14 protein-coding genes are annotated in these 16,263 nt (G+C 62.0%); all 14 read right to left on the reverse strand.

Translation table 11 applies throughout. The features are described from left to right. Window positions 1-145: 145 nt before the first annotated feature. The 14 genes from QRN46_RS11190 to QRN46_RS11255 all read right to left on the reverse strand — a co-directional run bounded on the left by QRN46_RS11190 (window position 146) and on the right by QRN46_RS11255 (window position 16,234). Complete coding sequence (locus tag QRN46_RS11190) at window positions 146-922, reverse strand: SDR family oxidoreductase (RefSeq protein ID WP_041475192.1); 777 nt, start codon at window positions 920-922, stop codon at window positions 146-148. Next, a complete protein-coding gene (locus QRN46_RS11195; protein WP_201817704.1) occupies window positions 919-2,130 on the reverse strand; it encodes an O-succinylhomoserine sulfhydrylase in 1,212 nt (403 codons plus the stop codon). Before QRN46_RS11195 ends, QRN46_RS11190 begins: the two co-directional genes overlap by 4 nt. 80 nt (window positions 2,131-2,210) lie before the next feature. Next, the gene (gene purF / locus QRN46_RS11200; protein WP_007956466.1) at window positions 2,211-3,716 is read right to left on the reverse strand and encodes an amidophosphoribosyltransferase; all 1,506 of its coding nucleotides are present in this window, start codon (window positions 3,714-3,716) and stop codon (window positions 2,211-2,213) included. A 41-nt stretch (window positions 3,717-3,757) separates the two neighbouring features. Further along, window positions 3,758-4,318, reverse strand: a complete 561-nt coding sequence (locus QRN46_RS11205) for a CvpA family protein (protein WP_007956464.1) — start codon at window positions 4,316-4,318, stop codon at window positions 3,758-3,760. A 98-nt stretch (window positions 4,319-4,416) separates the two neighbouring features. After that, window positions 4,417-5,097 (reverse strand): SPOR domain-containing protein, encoded by a 681-nt coding sequence (locus tag QRN46_RS11210; RefSeq protein ID WP_285354679.1) that lies wholly within the window; start codon window positions 5,095-5,097, stop codon window positions 4,417-4,419. Beyond that, window positions 5,081-6,388, reverse strand: a complete 1,308-nt coding sequence (folC, locus tag QRN46_RS11215) for a bifunctional tetrahydrofolate synthase/dihydrofolate synthase (RefSeq protein ID WP_285354680.1) — start codon at window positions 6,386-6,388, stop codon at window positions 5,081-5,083. The genes QRN46_RS11210 and folC overlap by 17 nt, the downstream gene beginning before the upstream one ends. Then, window positions 6,385-7,305 carry an acetyl-CoA carboxylase, carboxyltransferase subunit beta gene (gene accD / locus QRN46_RS11220; RefSeq protein ID WP_011333359.1) on the reverse strand — a complete coding sequence of 307 codons (921 nt, stop codon included), beginning with the start codon at window positions 7,303-7,305 and terminating at the stop codon, window positions 6,385-6,387. The genes folC and accD overlap by 4 nt, the downstream gene beginning before the upstream one ends. A 192-nt stretch (window positions 7,306-7,497) precedes the next feature. Further along, a complete protein-coding gene (locus tag QRN46_RS11225; protein WP_285354681.1) occupies window positions 7,498-8,112 on the reverse strand; it encodes a phosphoribosylanthranilate isomerase in 615 nt (204 codons plus the stop codon). Between the two features lie 64 nt (window positions 8,113-8,176). Beyond that, on the reverse strand, window positions 8,177-9,001 hold the full coding sequence (truA, locus tag QRN46_RS11230; RefSeq protein ID WP_011333357.1) for a tRNA pseudouridine(38-40) synthase TruA: 825 nt from the start codon (window positions 8,999-9,001) through the stop codon (window positions 8,177-8,179). Between the two features lie 150 nt (window positions 9,002-9,151). Then, window positions 9,152-11,803, reverse strand: a complete 2,652-nt coding sequence (locus tag QRN46_RS11235; protein WP_285354682.1) for a motility hub landmark protein FimV — start codon at window positions 11,801-11,803, stop codon at window positions 9,152-9,154. 209 nt (window positions 11,804-12,012) lie between these two features. Then, on the reverse strand, window positions 12,013-13,023 hold the full coding sequence (locus tag QRN46_RS11240) for an aspartate-semialdehyde dehydrogenase (protein ID WP_285354683.1): 1,011 nt from the start codon (window positions 13,021-13,023) through the stop codon (window positions 12,013-12,015). Between the two features lie 112 nt (window positions 13,024-13,135). Next, on the reverse strand, window positions 13,136-14,248 hold the full coding sequence (gene asd, locus QRN46_RS11245; RefSeq protein ID WP_011333354.1) for an aspartate-semialdehyde dehydrogenase: 1,113 nt from the start codon (window positions 14,246-14,248) through the stop codon (window positions 13,136-13,138). Between the two features lie 66 nt (window positions 14,249-14,314). Next, complete coding sequence (gene leuB / locus QRN46_RS11250) at window positions 14,315-15,397, reverse strand: 3-isopropylmalate dehydrogenase (protein ID WP_285354684.1); 1,083 nt, start codon at window positions 15,395-15,397, stop codon at window positions 14,315-14,317. A 69-nt stretch (window positions 15,398-15,466) separates the two neighbouring features. Further along, window positions 15,467-16,234: a class I SAM-dependent methyltransferase gene (locus QRN46_RS11255; RefSeq protein ID WP_011333352.1), complete on the reverse strand. Its 768-nt coding sequence runs from the start codon at window positions 16,232-16,234 to the stop codon at window positions 15,467-15,469. Window positions 16,235-16,263 lie beyond the last annotated feature (29 nt).

Consider the following 16,263-nt stretch of genomic DNA (forward strand, 5'->3'; position numbering starts at 1 on the left):
AACCGCCGACATTCTGCTTGTAAGGCAGACGCTCTCCCAGCTGAGCTAATCACCCGTTTGCATCTCCGAGGCCGCGAAATTTACGCAGGTAGCGAACCTAAGTCAATAGCAGGATTGAAGTTTTTCTAAAAAAGACGAAATTGCTTCATTCCGTATAAATCATCTTCTTGGTCATGCCGCCATCGACCACGAATTCCTGCCCCGTCACAAACCCCGCATTCTTCGACAGCAACCACGCCACCATCGCCGCCACATCCTCGACCGTCCCTACCCTGCCCGCCGGATGCTGGGCATGATCGGTATCGGTCAGCGGTTCCGCGCGCCGCGCGGATGGATCCCGCGCATCGATCCAGCCCGGGCTGACCGCATTGACGCGAATCTCCGGCCCGAGACTGATCGCCAGCGCGTGAGTCAGCGCCAGCAAACCACCCTTGCTCGCCGCATAGGCTTCGGTATCCGGTTCCGACTGCGCCGCACGGGTCGAGGCCAGATTGACGATCGCCCCGTTGTGCGCACGCAGATACGGCGCGCAGTGTTTGGCCAGCAACATCGGCCCACCGAGGTTCACCGCAAGCACCCGATTCCAGTAAGCCAGATCGAGGCTTTCCAGCGTGATGTTGTGCGGATCGGCCACGGCAGCGTTGCACACCAGCGCATCCAGACGACCGAATTGCCCCAGCACCTCAGCGACACCGAGCGCCACCTGACTTTCGTCCGCGACGTCCATGGCGATGAACCAGGCGTTTTCGCCGAGCACCTTCGCCACTTTCGAACCTCGCACACGATCCAGGTCAGTCAGCACCACCTGCCAGCCTTCGCTGATCAGCCATGCCGCGATGCCCAAGCCGATCCCGCGCGCGGCACCCGTGACCAATGCAACGCGGCCATGGGTGCCGATCTTTGGCGTAGACAACTCGATCACAACGCCGCCAGACCGCGCGACAGGTCGGCTTGCAGGTCAGCCACGTCTTCCAGACCGACCGCGATGCGGATCAGGCTGTCACGAATGCCGGCTGCCTCACGCTCCTGCGGCGCCAGACGGCCGTGGGACGTGGTGCTCGGGTGGGTGATGGTGGTTTTGCTGTCACCCAGGTTGGCCGTGATCGAGATCAAACGGGTCGCATCGATAAAGCGCCAGGCGCCCTCTTTGCCGCCCTTGACCTCAAAGCTCACCACCGCGCCGAAGCCCTTCTGCTGACGCAGAGCCAGTTCGTGCTGCGGATGGCTCTTGAGACCGGCGTAATGCACCTTCTCGATGCCATCCTGCTGCTCCAGCCACTCAGCCAGTTGTTGGGCATTGGCGCAGTGCGCCTTCATCCGCAGGTTCAGGGTTTCCAGCCCCTTGAGGAAGATCCAGGCGTTGAACGGGCTGAGGGTCGGCCCGGCGGTACGCAGGAAGCCGACGACTTCTTTCATCTGTTCGCTGCGACCGGCAACCACGCCGCCCATGCAACGGCCCTGGCCATCGATGAACTTGGTGGCCGAATGCACAACGATGTCTGCGCCCAGCTTCAGCGGCTGCTGCAAGGCAGGCGTGCAGAAGCAGTTGTCGACTACCAGCATCGCACCCTTGGCGTGCGCGATTTCCGACAGCGCGGTGATATCCACCAGCTCAGCCAACGGATTGGACGGCGACTCGACGAACAGCAATTTGGTGTTGGACTTGATCGCTGCGTCCCAGGCCGACAGATCGGCCAGCGGCACGTAATCGACTTCCACGCCAAAACGCTTGAAGTACTTCTCGAACAGACTGATGGTCGAACCGAACACGCTGCGCGACACCAGCACATGATCGCCGGCGCTGCACAGACTCATCACCACCGCCATGATCGCGGCCATGCCGGTGGCCGTGGCCACCGCCTGCTCGGCGCTTTCCAGCGCGGCGATGCGCTCTTCGAAGGCGCGAACGGTCGGGTTGGTGTAACGCGAGTAGACGTTGCCCGGCACTTCCCCGGCAAACCGCGCAGCCGCATCGGCGGCGGTGCGAAACACATAGCTGGAAGTGAAGAACATCGGATCACCGTGCTCGCCTTCCGGCGTACGGTGCTGACCGGCACGTACGGCCAGGGTATCGAACGCTACGCCTTCGAGGTCGCTGTCCAGCCGACCGGCATCCCATTCCTGACTCATGCTGTCACTCCTTGCCCTGTTCTCGATAAATAAAAGTCTTTTGCCAGATACAAAACCGGCCCCTAAGGGCCGGTTGAAACTCAGTTGTTGTACAGATCGATGATCGCACTGACCGCCTGGGTCTTGACCTTCGAGGCATCGTTGCGTGCCTGTTCGATCTTGTTCAGGTAAGCCTCGTCGACATCGCCGGTGACGTACTTGCCGTCAAACACTGCGCAATCGAAGTTTTCGATCTTGATCTTGCCGCCACCGACCGCTTCGATCAAGTCAGGCAGGTCCTGATAGATCAGCCAGTCGGCGCCGATCAGGTCGGCGACATCCTGAGTCGAACGGTTGTGAGCGATCAGCTCGTGAGCGCTCGGCATGTCGATGCCGTACACGTTCGGGAAGCGAACAGCCGGAGCCGCCGAGCAGAAGTAGACGTTTTTCGCGCCGGCTTCGCGGGCCATCTGGATGATCTGCTTGCAGGTGGTGCCGCGAACGATCGAGTCGTCCACCAGCATCACGTTCTTGCCGCGGAATTCCAGTTCGATGGCGTTGAGCTTCTGGCGTACCGATTTCTTGCGCGCAGCCTGGCCGGGCATGATGAAGGTACGGCCGATGTAACGGTTCTTGACGAAGCCTTCGCGGAATTTCACGCCCAGATGGTTGGCCAGTTCCAGTGCTGCGGTGCGACTGGTGTCCGGAATCGGGATGACCACGTCGATGTCGTGTTCTGGACGCTCGCGCAGGATCTTCTCGGCCAGCTTCTCACCCATGCGCAGACGGGCTTTGTAGACCGACACGCCGTCGATGATCGAATCCGGACGCGCCAGGTAGACGTGTTCGAAGATGCACGGAGTCAGGGACGGGTTGGTCGCGCACTGACGAGTGTGCAGCTTGCCGTCTTCAGTGATGTAGACCGCTTCGCCCGGTGCCAGGTCGCGGATCAGAGTGAAGCCAAGCACGTCCAGCGAAACGCTTTCGGAGGCGATCATGTACTCGACGCCTTCGTCGGTGTGACGCTGACCGAACACGATCGGGCGGATGCCGTGCGGGTCACGGAAGCCGACGATGCCGTAACCGGTCACCATCGCCACAACGGCGTAACCACCGACGCAACGGTTGTGCACGTCGGTCACGGCGGCAAACACGTCTTCTTCGGTCGGTTGCAGCTTGCCGCGCTGGGCCAGCTCGTGGGCGAACACGTTCAGCAACACTTCCGAGTCGGAGCTGGTGTTGACGTGACGCAGATCGGATTCGTAGATCTCTTTGGCCAACTGTTCAACGTTGGTCAGGTTACCGTTGTGCGCCAGGGTGATGCCGTAAGGCGAGTTGACGTAGAACGGCTGAGCCTCGGCCGACGTCGAGCTGCCGGCAGTCGGGTAACGGACGTGGCCGATACCCATGTGGCCGACCAGGCGCTGCATGTGACGCTGTTGAAACACGTCACGCACCAGGCCATTGTCCTTGCGCAAGAACAACCGGCCATCATGGCTGGTCACGATACCGGCAGCGTCCTGGCCGCGGTGCTGGAGCACGGTTAGCGCGTCATACAGCGCCTGATTGACGTTCGACTTACCGACGATACCGACGATGCCACACATGCGACGCAACCCCTACTTAATGGATCTGAACTGAACAACACTCACTGAGGCGTTTTGGCCGACGGCAAGAGTTGCTCCTTGAACGGAATATCAGCGGGTACGCTGATTCCGCTGGCAAGCCACTGACTGCTCCACCCGAGAATCAGGTTCTTGGACCAGTCTGCGACCAATAGAAACTTTGGCACGAGCTGTGATTCTTTCCACCACCCGTCCTGCTGTACCGGCCCCAGGCTCAACAGCCCGACCGCCACGACCACCAGCAACACGCCACGCGCAGCGCCGAAGGCCATGCCGAGGAATCGATCGGTCCCGGACAACCCGGTGACGCGAACCAACTCGCCGATAAGATAATTGATCATTGCGCCCACGATCAGTGTGGCGACAAACATGATGGCACAGCCCGTGATCACACGAGCCGACGGTGTTTGAATGTATCCGGCGAGGTACTCGGACAGTGAGCCACCGAACATCCAGGCAACGGCTCCTGCAATGATCCAGGTCACCAGCGACAATGCTTCTTTGACGAAGCCGCGGCTCAAACTGATCAAAGCGGAGATGGCGATGATTGCAACGATCGCCCAGTCAACCCAGGTAAATGGCACAGTGCAGCCTACAGACGGATAAGGCGGCGCATTTTAGCAGAGCGCATGGCTGTCGGTAAGCTGCGATTTTCAGTGCATTTCTATCGAAGTGATAGATATCAGCCGCGCTCGGGCTGGAAGCGCACCACAAACCCCTTGAGGTTCTGCTGGCGGCTCAACAGATCACGCAGACGATCAGCTTCTGCGCGCTCGATCAGCGGGCCGACGAACACCCGGTTCTTGCCATCGGCCGAACGGATGTAAGCGTTGTAACCCTGGCTGCGCAGGGTTTTCTGCAGGCTTTCGGCGCTGGCGCGGCTCGACAGACTGGCCAGTTGCACCGACCAGCTCACCGACAGGCCATTGGCATCGACGCGGCTCTGGGTGGTATCCGGCTTGGCAGACAATGCAGCGATCGGCTGAGCCGGGGCCGTGGTTGGCTTGACCACGGGAACGGGAACGGGAGCGGGAGCGGGAGCCGGCGCAACCGGTTTGGCCACCGGCGCCGGAGCCGGGGCTGGCGCGGCGGAAGCAATCGGCGCCGTCGGCACAGCCTGCTCGGCGACTTCGTCATCGCTCGGCACTGGCTCTTGCGGCAGAACCTGAGGCTCGGGTACGGCCACGGTTTCCATCTGGATCTGCGCCACGGCGGGCGCTTGCGGCGCAGCCGGCGCCTCGACGGTCACCTGACGCTGTTCATCCTGACGGGAAAACAGCATCGGCAGGAAAATCACCGCCAGCGCCACCAGCACCAGGGCACCGACCATGCGCTGTTTGTACGCTTTATCCAGCAAAGCCATTTGCCGCTTCCTCCGTGGAGCGCCGAGACAGCCATTCAAGGGCCTCGGCGACACAATAAAATGATCCGAACAGCAAGATCTCGTCGTCGCTGGTGGCCACTGCACACTGCCCTTCCAGCGCAGCCGCCACACTGTCATAAGACGTGACCGAGGCGCCAAGGTTCTGCAGTGCAACATTCAATTCAGCCACCGGACGCGCACGCGGCGAATCCAGCGGCGCCACCGCCCAGTGCTGGACGCCGGCATTCAATTCACCGATGACACCCTCCAGATCCTTGTCCGCCAACAGGCCGAATACCGCCAGTCGCTTGCCGACCGGCGGACGCGCAGCCAGACGCCGCGCAAGATACTCCGCCGCATGCGGGTTATGGCCAACATCCAGCAACAGGTTCAGACGCTTGCCGTTCCATTCGAACGAGCGACGATCAAGGCGACCGACCACGCGAGTCGCCTGCAGCGCCGCAGCAATCTGCCCGGCATCCCACGGCAAACCGAGCAGCAGATAAGCCTGCAACGCCAGCGCAGCGTTTTCCATCGGCAGATCAAGCAGCGGCAAATCGCGCAGCTCGACGACCCGACCTTCAGCATCGGTACCGCGCCACTGCCAGAATTGATCAGTGATGCCGAGATCGAAATCCCGCCCGCGCAGGAAGAACGGGCAAGCAAGCTCGCGCGCCTTGTCCAGCAGGGGTTGTGGAGGATTCAGATCGCCGCACAGCGCAGGCTTGCCCTGACGGAAAATCCCGGCCTTCTCGAAGGCCACGGATTCGCGGGTATTGCCCAGGTAATCGGCATGATCGACACCAATGCTGGTGACCAGCGCGATGTCGGCATCGACCACGTTGACCGTATCCAGACGCCCGCCCAGCCCGACTTCCAGCACCACCGCGTCGAGCCCGGCCTGTTGAAACAGCCAGAACGCCGCCAGGGTGCCCATTTCGAAGTAAGTCAGGGAAGTGTCGCCGCGCCCCGCTTCGACCGCCGCGAAGGCTTCGCACAGCTGCGCGTCAGTGGCTTCGACGCCATTGAGCTGCACCCGCTCGTTGTAACGCAGCAAGTGCGGAGAATTGTAGACACCGACGTTCAGGCCCTGCGCTCGCAGCAATGAAGCCACGAACGCGCAGGTCGAACCCTTGCCGTTGGTGCCGGTGACCGTAATCACCCGAGGCGCCGGCTGGCCCAGTCCCATGCGGGACGCTACCTGTTGCGAACGCTCCAGCCCCATGTCGATGGCCGATGGATGCAACTGTTCAAGGTAGGCGAGCCACTCGCCAAGGGTGCGCTCGGTCATACGTTGGCAGGCACCGGCGGAACGACGATCGGCTCGATCGGCGCAGCAACGAATTTAGGCGTCGGTTTGCCGGTCAGTTGCGCCAGCAGGTTACCCAGACGCGGACGCAGTTCGCGACGATCGATGATCAGGTCGATGGCGCCGTGCTCCAGCAGGAACTCGCTGCGCTGGAAGCCTTCCGGCAGTTTTTCGCGCACGGTCTGCTCGATCACACGTGGACCGGCGAAGCCGATCAGGGCTTTAGGCTCGCCGACGATCACGTCGCCCAGCATCGCCAGACTGGCGGAAACGCCGCCGTAGACCGGGTCGGTCAGCACCGAGATGAACGGAATGCCTTCTTCACGCAGACGCGCCAGAACAGCCGAAGTCTTGGCCATCTGCATCAGCGAGATCAGGGCTTCCTGCATGCGCGCACCACCGGAGGCGGAAAAGCAGACCATCGGGCAACGGTTTTCCAGCGCGTAGTTGGCGGCGCGCACGAAGCGCTCACCGACGATGGCGCCCATGGAACCGCCCATGAAGCTGAATTCGAACGCCGAAACCACGACCGGCATGCCCAGCAGGGTGCCGCTCATGGAAACCAGTGCGTCTTTCTCGCCGGTCTGTTTCTGGGCAGCGACCAGGCGGTCCTTGTACTTCTTGCCGTCACGGAATTTCAGCCGGTCAACCGGCTCAAGGTCGGCGCCCAGTTCGGTACGGCCTTCGGCGTCCAGGAAGATGTCGATGCGCGCACGTGCGCCGATGCGCATGTGGTGGTTGCATTTAGGGCAAACGTCCAGGGTCTTTTCCAGCTCCGGACGATACAGCACAGCCTCGCAGGACGGGCATTTGTGCCACAGACCTTCAGGGACCGAGCTCTTCTTGACCTCGGAACGCATGATCGAAGGGATCAGCTTGTCTACCAACCAGTTGCTCATGCTTTCTTTCTCCAGTACCGGCGGCCCGAACGCTCTGGTTCGCGGCCCCGCGTATGCCCTTCAGCTAAATTCATGTGTGGCGATGATCGTCCGGACTGCCGGGTCAGCGGAACTGACCTGCGCACACCCCGAAAAGACCCTCAGCCTCTTTTCTACAGAGCTGTGGACGGCGGCAGTCTGCCAGCCGTCACATCAGCGTACGGCGTTGATGAATGCACGAATCTTTGCGTGATCCTTGATGCCCTTGCTCGCCTCTACCCCGCCGCTGACATCCACGGCATACGGCCGCACCCGGGCTATCGCATCGGCGACGTTCTCCGGCGTCAGGCCGCCGGCCAGAATCAACGGCTTGCTCAAACCTTGCGGAATCAATGACCAGTCGAACGCCTCGCCGGTTCCGCCGGGCACGCCTTCGACATAAGTGTCGAGCAGCACGCCGCTGGCGCTCGGGTAGGCATCGCAGGCAGCGGCAATATTATCGCCCGCCTTGACCCGCAAGGCCTTGATGTACGGCCGGTGCCAGCCTTCACACTCGGCGGCGGTTTCGTCGCCATGGAACTGCAGCAGATCCAGCGGCACGGCATCGAGGATTTCCCCGAGCTCGCAGCGGCTGGCATTGACGAACAGCCCGACCGTGGTCACGAACGGCGGCAATGCGGCGATGATCGCCCGCGCCTGCTGCACGGTCACGGCCCGGGGACTTTTAGCGTAGAACACAAAACCGATGGCATCGGCCCCGGCCTCGACGGCTGCCAACGCATCCTCCATGCGGGTAATCCCGCAAATCTTGCTGCGAACGGCTGACATGTCGATAAAAACCCCAAGGCAAATCCGAGAAAGTCCCGGATGGTAACAAATGCGTTCGAGGGCGTCAGCCGTCAAGTTCCGCGAAACCCGTAAGGAAATGTGGCCCGATGAAACGCTCGGGCAACGGGAACTCGTCGTGATACTCGACCTGCACCAGATACAGGCCGAACGGATGCGCCGTGACCCCGCCGGAACGCCGCTCACGGCTCTCCAGCACTTCTTTCATCCACTCCACCGGCCGCTCGCCGGCACCGATGGTCATCAGCACGCCGGCGATGTTGCGCACCATGTGGTGCAGGAACGCGTTGGCGCGGATGTCCAGAACGATCATTTTGCCGTGACGGGTCACGCGCAGGTGATGCATCTGCTTGATCGGCGACTTGGCCTGGCACTGGCCGGCACGGAAGGCACTGAAATCATGGGTACCGATCAGGTACTGCGCGGCCTCGGCCATGCGCTCGACGTCCAGCGGACGGTGATTCCAGGTGATTTCTTCGTTGAGATGCGCCGGGCGGATCTGATCGTTGTAGATCACATAGCGATAGCGCCGGGCAATCGCCTTGAATCGCGCATGGAAATGCGCCGGCATGATCTTCGCCCAACTGACGCTGATGTCGTGGGGCAGATTGATGTTGGCGCCCATGACCCAGGCTTTCAGCGAGCGGTCGACCTGGGTATCGAAATGCACCACTTGCCCGCACGCATGCACACCGGCGTCGGTGCGCCCCGCGCATTGCAGCGAGATCGGCGAGTCGGCGACCTTCGACAGGGCTTTTTCCAGGGTTTCCTGCACGGTGAGCACACCGGTGGACTGACGCTGCCAGCCGCTGTAGCGCGAGCCCTTGTATTCAACGCCCAGCGCGACGCGGAAAAAGCCTTCGGGTGCCATTTCGGCGGCCGGGTTATCTATGTTTGCCAAGTCGGTACAGCCTGCTGATCTACAAAGGCGGGCATTATAAGGCGGCGGGACGGGGAAACCAGACCCAAACAAAAACGGCAGCCTCATGGGCTGCCGTTCTGTTTAGCGCTGAATGCCGACTCAGGCCAGATGCGAAAGCATTTCGCTCGCTTCGCTCTTCTGCTTGTCGTTCCCCTCGCTGATGACTTCATTGAGGATGTCGCGCGCACCGTCGTTGTCGCCCATGTCGATGTAGGCCTGCGCCAGATCGAGCTTGGTCGCGGCTTCGTCGGTGCCGGACAGGAAGTCGAAGTCATCCTCACCCAGATCATCACCCAACGCAGCATCAGCTTCGGTGAAGCTTGGCTCGTTGATGCTGCTCGACAGACGATCCAGCTCAGCGTTGACGTCATCCAGCTCGGCGGCGAACGCATCCGGCTCGGCTGGCGCAGCGTCCATTTCGTCAGCCAGGGACAGGTCGAAATCGGCTGGCAGCTCCAGATCGTCCTGCGGCACGTCGGTAACGGCCGGGGTTTCGACCAGCGGCAGATCCTTCACGCCTTCGTCCAGATCCAGCAGGAAGTCATCGTCTGCCAACTCGACCGGCGCAGGCGCAGGGTCGGCACCGAGATCCAGATCCAGGTCGAAGTCCGACAGGTCGTCGAGGTTTTCCTTGATGTCGGTCTGCTTTTGCAGCACCGACTCGAAGCTCAGGTCGTCGTCAGTCGGGAATGCGTCCAGCTCGACCGGCGTTTCCGGCTCGACAGCCGCCACAGGTTCAACTGGCGTGATGTTGTCGAGATCATCGAGGCTCAGGTCGAAAGCGCTGTCCAGATCGTCATCTGCCGCAGCAGAAGCAGCCGGCGCTTCAGGCTCGTCGAGCAGCAGCTCCTTGACGTATTCCGCGTCCAGCTCGGCGGCAATGGCCGCTGCCGCAAGACTGCTGGCCGCGACGACCGCCATGGCCGGGAAGCGGCTTTTCAGCTCTTCGACCTTGGCGAAGTTGTCGCCATTGGCAACCAGTTGACGCTCCTGACCGACGAAGGCATCGCGATCACCCTGGCGACCGTAAACCTCCATCAGCTTCAGACGCAGATCGCTGCGCTGCGGCTCCAGGCTCACGCCCTCCTCCAGCAACGCGGCGGCCTGATTCAAACGACCGCCGTCGATGTGCGACTGCGCCTTGTCCAGCACGTCGTCGGAACGCTCGGCGGCCGGCGCCACCAGCGGCGCGGCGATCGGCTCGGCCATCACGACGGGCGCAACTACAGCAGCGGCGGCAGGCGCCGCAGCTGGAGCTGGAGCTGGAGCCGGGGTCAGCTTGACGCTGGCGGCTGGCACCTCCAGACCTTCGAAGCTGCTTTCCGGCAGATCGAGATCCTGGGAGAAGGACTGCTCCTCCAGCGCACGTGCCATACGCAGGTGTTTTTCGGCTTCCTGTTGCGCCTTGCGGCGACGGGCCAGCAGCAACAACAGGAGCAGCAGGACCACTGCACCGCCACCGACCAGACCCAACAGGATTGGATTGGTCAGCAGTTCATTGAAGGTTTTTTCGTCATTGGCGGCCGGCGTCGTTTCAACCACAGGCTCGACAACCGGCTCGACCGGGGCCGGAGCAGCGGCCTCAGGCGCAGGTGCGACTGGCGCAACCTCTGCAGGAGTCGCCGGTGGCGTGGTTGCCAGTTCCGCAGTGATCGCAGGAACAACAGGGGCCGTTGTGGCCGGAGCCGAGCCCGAACCTTCGGCCTGCATTTTCGCCAGTTGATTGTTCTTCAGCTCGATCAGGCGTTGCAGCTTGTCCAGCTGGCTTTGCAGATCGGCCATGCGGCTTTTCAGCTCTTCGTTGTCACGACGGGTGGTGTCGAGACTTTCCTGAGTGACCGCCAGTTTGTTGCTCAGGGCCTTGGCATCGCCGGCCGGACCCTTGCCACGCGCCTTGGCGCTTTCGGCTGACACCAGGCTCAGGTTGTCCTTGGCGTTTTGCGCAGCACCGGTATTGGCGCGACCACGATTGGTCGCATCGAGCTGCTGCTGACCGGTGCCCGGCTTGGCCACATAACGACGACCCTGCCGCCAGGCTTCGTTCTGCGCCGCCACTTCGGCAATCGCTTTGGACTGCGGCAGTGCGGTGCTTTGCACCTGATCCGGCAGACGCAGCACCTGACCGGTTTTCAGGCGGTTGATGTTGCCGCCGATGAACGCGTCCGGGTTCAGGGCCTGGATCGCCAGCATGGTCTGCTGCACCGAACCGCCGGTGCGCGCCTTGGCGGCGATTTCCCACAGAGTGTCGCGCGGCGTGGTGGTGTGGGTCGAATGCGTGGCGCCGGTAGTCGGTGCGGTGATGGTTTGCGCTGGCGCGGGTTGAGCGGCGGCATCAGCGGTCTGCGGCGAGAACTTCGACGGATCCAGCAGCACGCTGTAATCACGCAGCAGACGGCCGTTCGGCCACATCACCTGCACGAGGAACTTCACCATCGGTTCCGACAGCGGCTTGCTCGACGTTACGCGCAGCACGCTTTTGCCGCTGGCGTTGAGCACCGGGGTGAAGGTCAGATCATTGAGGAAGGCCTGGCGATCGACACCGGCCTTGGCGAAATCTTCCGGCGAGGCCAGGCTCGGCACCACTTCGGCAGCGGTCAGATCCTTGACATCGAGCAGCTCGATTTCCGCCACCAGCGGCTGGTTCAGGGTCGACTTCAGGGTCAGCTCCCCGAGCCCGAGGGCATGCGCCATACCGGAGGACAGCGCCGAGGCGGCCGCTATTGCTAACACCAGTTTGCGAACTTGAACCATAGCCTCTTCCTTTGTTTGAACGTTCCTCGGCCAGCGAGAAGATGTTGATAGTCGCTGCCGTAAGGCATTGCGCGCGACGACGACAGCATGCCGCGCGCGATCATTTCTTTGATGCCCCGGAAAGTCCCGGAGGGTGTCGCGTCATCAAGCGATCTGGCCAAGCATAGCGCCCGGCTAGAATCAGTCGACAAATTGTTGCCAAGTATCTTTTACAGCAGGTCTTTTATCAACAACTCGGCGACCTGCACGGCGTTGAGGGCCGCACCTTTGCGTACGTTATCTGACGTCAGCCACAGATTAAGTTCCGACGGCTCGTCGACACCGGCGCGCACCCGCCCGACATAGACCACATCCTGCCCGACCGCGTCACCGACGGCGGTCGGATAATCGCCGGCCTCGACCAGCTCGATACCCTCGGCCTCTTCAAGCGCGGCGTTGACCTTTTCCAGGTCGACCGCGCTCGCTGACTGCAAGGTCACGCTAAAGCTATCGCCAAAAAACACCGGGGCTTGAACACAAGTTGCGGAAATCTTTAATAAAGGCTTGGCCAGCACCTGACGCAGTTCGCGCACCAGACGTTTTTCCAGCAGCGTATGACCTTGCGCGTCGGGCGTACCGACCTGGGCCAGCAGGTTGAAAGCCATCTGCCGGTCGAAGAATGTCGGCTCCAGCGGACGCATGTTCAGCAGTTCGGCGGTCTGGCGCGCCAGTTCGGTCACGGCTTCGCGGCCCTGAGCGGAAACCGCCAGATTGGCGGTGACATGTACATAGTGCAGCTCGATCAGATCGAGCAGCGGCGCCAGCACCACGGCCAATGTGGTGGCCGACGGGCTCGGGCTGCTGACCTGGAACGGTGCTTTCAAACCGGCCAGCACATCGGCATTGGCTTCCGGCACCACTTGCGGCGCCTGATCCGCCGGCAAGGCGCCAGACAAATCGACCAGCGAGCAACCCGCCGCGTGAGCGCGGGCGGCGTAACTCAGGGTGATGGCCGGGCCGGCGGCGAAGAACGCCAGTTTGACCTTGCTGAAATCGAACTCGTCGACTTCGCGCACGCGCACGTTCTTGTTGCGAAACAGCACCGAGCTGCCGGCGGATTCGCTGCTGGCCAACAGGTGCAAGGTGCCGACCGGGAAGTCGCGCTCCTCGAGAATCTGCACGAGGGTTTCGCCGACAGTACCGGTGGCGCCGATCACGGCAATATCAAGGGTCTGGGTCATGTTGCTACCTCTGGCGAAACGGGGGGAGCGGCACTTTACCGGGTGGCCGCCACGCAGGCAAAAAAAACCCGCGCCTCGTGCAAGGCGCGGGTTCTTTCATTGCATCAAGCGATCAACGCTCAAGCAGGATCCGCAGCATGCGACGCAGCGGTTCGGCCGCGCCCCACAGCAGTTGGTCGCCGACGGTGAAAGCACCGACGAACTGCGACCCCATGTTCAGCTTGCGCAGACGACCGACCGGTACGTTCAGGGTGCCGGTGACTTTCGTCGGGCTCAGCTCCTGCATGCTGATTTCACGGTTGTTCGGCACCAGCTTGACCCAAGGGTTGTGCTGACTGATCAGCCCTTCGATGTCGGCGATCGGCACGTCTTTGTTCAGCTTGATGGTCAGCGCCTGGCTGTGGCAACGCATGGCGCCGATGCGCACGCAGATACCGTCGACCGGGATCGGGCTCTTGAAGCGACCGAGGATCTTGTTGGTCTCGGCCTGGGCCTTCCACTCTTCGCGGCTCTGGCCATTCGGCAGTTCCTTGTCGATCCACGGGATCAGGCTGCCGGCCAGCGGTACGCCGAAGTTTTCGGTCGGGTACGCGTCGCTGCGCATGGCTTCGGCCACACGACGGTCGATGTCGAGGATCGCGCTGGCAGGATCGGCCAGTTGATCGGCGACAGCGGCGTGGGTCGCGCCCATCTGCTTGATCAGTTCACGCATGTTCTGCGCGCCGGCACCGGACGCCGCCTGATAGGTCATGGCGCTCATCCACTCGACCAGACCGGCTTCGAACAGACCGCCCAGGCCCATCAGCATCAGGCTGACGGTGCAGTTGCCGCCGATGTAATTCTTGGTGCCCGCGTCAAGCTGCTGGTCGATGACCTTGCGGTTGACCGGATCGAGGATGATGACGGCGTCGTCATTCATCCGCAGGCTCGAGGCCGCGTCGATCCAGTAACCCTGCCAGCCGGCTTCGCGCAGCTTCGGGAACACTTCGCTGGTGTAGTCGCCGCCCTGGCAGGTCAGGATCACGTCGAGGGTCTTCAGCTCTTCAATGCTGTAAGCGTCCTTGAGCGGAGCAATGTCCTTGCCCACGGACGGGCCTTGGCCACCGACATTGGAAGTGGTGAAAAACACCGGCTCGATAAGATCGAAATCCTGCTCTTCCAGCATCCGCTGCATGAGCACGGAACCGACCATGCCGCGCCAACCGATCAGACCTACACGTTTCATCGCAACTACACCTTCTTGAAAAGTGGGCCGCTGCTTTGTATTGAATTTCGCAGCGGGCCCGAGAGATTACAGATTCCGCAGCGCGGCGACTACTGCGTCACCCATTTCCTGCGTACCGACTTTAGTGCAACCGGTCGAAAAGATGTCGCCGGTGCGCAGACCCTGATCCAGCACCACGCTGACCGCTTTCTCGATGGCATCCGCCGCGTCCTGCAGATTGAAGCTGTAACGCAGCATCATCGACACCGAGAGAATGGTCGCCAGCGGGTTGGCGATGCCTTTGCCCGCGATGTCTGGCGCGGAACCGTGGCAAGGCTCGTACATGCCCTTGTTGTTGGCGTCCAGCGAGGCCGAAGGCAGCATGCCGATGGAACCGGTGAGCATCGACGCTTCGTCGGACAGGATGTCGCCGAACATGTTGTCGGTGACGATCACGTCGAACTGCTTCGGTGCACGCACCAGTTGCATGGCGGCGTTGTCGACGTACATGTGGCTCAGTTCGACGTCCGGGTAATCCTTGGCGACCTGCTCGACCACTTCACGCCACAGCTGGCTGGACGCCAGCACGTTGGCCTTGTCCACCGAGCACAGTTTCTTGCCACGCACGCGGGCCATGTCGAAACCGACACGGGCGATACGGCGGATTTCACTCTCACTGTACGGCAGGGTGTCGTAGGACTGGCGCTCGCCGTTTTCCAGGGTACGGGTGCCGCGCGGCGCGCCGAAGTAGATGCCGCCGGTCAATTCACGGACGATCAGGATATCCAGGCCGGCAACGATTTCCGGCTTCAGGCTCGAAGCGTCAGCCAGTTGCGGGTACAGGATCGCCGGACGCAGGTTGCCGAACAGGCCCAGTTGCGCACGGATTTTCAGCAGGCCGCGCTCAGGGCGGATGTCACGCTCGATGGTGTCCCATTTCGGGCCGCCCACGGCGCCCAGCAGCACAGCGTCGGCAGCGCGGGCACGATCGAGGGTTTCGTCGGCCAGCGGCACGCCGTGCTTGTCGATGGCGGCGCCACCGATCACGTCATGGCTCAGCTCGAAGCCCAGGCTGTACTTTTCGTTGGCCAGCTCCAGCACCTTGACCGCTTCGGCCATGATTTCCGGACCAATACCGTCGCCTGGGAGAATCAGAATCTGCTTGCTCATGCTTTCCTCGTGTCTTCAGTCGGTGCGCCATCGAGGGGCGCGCCGGGAAAAATGCTTGTCGTTCGAAACTTACTTTTCGGCCCAGAGCACCAGTACATCTGTACTGAACGAACCATCGGCCTCAATCTCAAAATATTCGCGCACTTCGTTGCCCATCGATTGCTGCAACTGGCGGATCGCGGCGCGCATCACTTCGGGTGTGCGCATGCGCTCGACCCAGCTGTTGTACTCCAGACGCAGGCGCTGACGCGTGGTGCTGCGGGTGTGCAGACCGGCCTCGCTGACCTGGCGCAGCCACTCACCGGCGGAATAATCGCGCACATGGCTGGTGTCGCGCAGCACTTCGACGCTCTGCAAATAGGTGTCGAACAGCGGACTGCCCGGCGACAGCACATCGATGAACGCCGCCACGCCACCCGGTTTCAGCACCCGGCGCACTTCGCGCAAGGCCACGCCGAGATCGCTCCAATGGTGCGCCGAATAGCGGCTGAACACGAAGTCGAATTCGCCATCGGCAAACGGCAGACGCTCGGCGGCGCCGTTGACCGTGGACACGTTGCTCAAGCCGCGATCAACGGCAGCGGCGGCCACCACGTCGAGCATCTGCTGCGACAGGTCATAGGCCACCACTTCTTTCACCAACGAGGCGACGTGAAAACTCACGTGCCCGGCGCCACAACCCAGATCCAGCACCCGCGCCTCGCCCTGCCCCGCCAGCTCAGCCTGCAGCAGCGCAAATTCAGTGCCTTGAGCGTGAACGGCGCTGCTCAGGTAGGCGGCGGCCTGTTCACCGAATTGCTTTTGTACAACCTGACTGTGCTGGGCGGTGCTGGTCATGGGTACGTCCTTTTCTGGGTTTCAACCTT

This window comes from Pseudomonas sp. lyk4-R2A-10 (assembly GCF_030209075.1).
Classification (GTDB): Bacteria; Pseudomonadota; Gammaproteobacteria; order Pseudomonadales; family Pseudomonadaceae; genus Aquipseudomonas; species Aquipseudomonas glycinae.

Bases quoted from the DNA above. Each gene is read 5' to 3' on its own strand.
- QRN46_RS11195 (WP_201817704.1), bottom strand. From the start codon at position 2,130: ATGAGTCAGGAATGGGATGCCGGTCGGCTGGACAGCGACCTCGAAGGC.
- purF (WP_007956466.1), bottom strand. From the start codon at position 3,716: ATGTGTGGCATCGTCGGTATCGTCGGTAAGTCGAACGTCAATCAGGCG.
- QRN46_RS11210 (WP_285354679.1), bottom strand. From the start codon at position 5,097: ATGGCTTTGCTGGATAAAGCGTACAAACAGCGCATGGTCGGTGCCCTG.
- folC (WP_285354680.1), bottom strand. From the start codon at position 6,388: ATGACCGAGCGCACCCTTGGCGAGTGGCTCGCCTACCTTGAACAGTTG.
- accD (WP_011333359.1), bottom strand. From the start codon at position 7,305: ATGAGCAACTGGTTGGTAGACAAGCTGATCCCTTCGATCATGCGTTCC.
- QRN46_RS11225 (WP_285354681.1), bottom strand. From the start codon at position 8,112: ATGTCAGCCGTTCGCAGCAAGATTTGCGGGATTACCCGCATGGAGGAT.
- truA (WP_011333357.1), bottom strand. From the start codon at position 9,001: ATGGCACCCGAAGGCTTTTTCCGCGTCGCGCTGGGCGTTGAATACAAG.
- QRN46_RS11235 (WP_285354682.1), bottom strand. From the start codon at position 11,803: ATGGTTCAAGTTCGCAAACTGGTGTTAGCAATAGCGGCCGCCTCGGCG.
- QRN46_RS11240 (WP_285354683.1), bottom strand. From the start codon at position 13,023: ATGACCCAGACCCTTGATATTGCCGTGATCGGCGCCACCGGTACTGTC.
- asd (WP_011333354.1), bottom strand. From the start codon at position 14,248: ATGAAACGTGTAGGTCTGATCGGTTGGCGCGGCATGGTCGGTTCCGTG.
- leuB (WP_285354684.1), bottom strand. From the start codon at position 15,397: ATGAGCAAGCAGATTCTGATTCTCCCAGGCGACGGTATTGGTCCGGAA.
- QRN46_RS11255 (WP_011333352.1), bottom strand. From the start codon at position 16,234: ATGACCAGCACCGCCCAGCACAGTCAGGTTGTACAAAAGCAATTCGGT.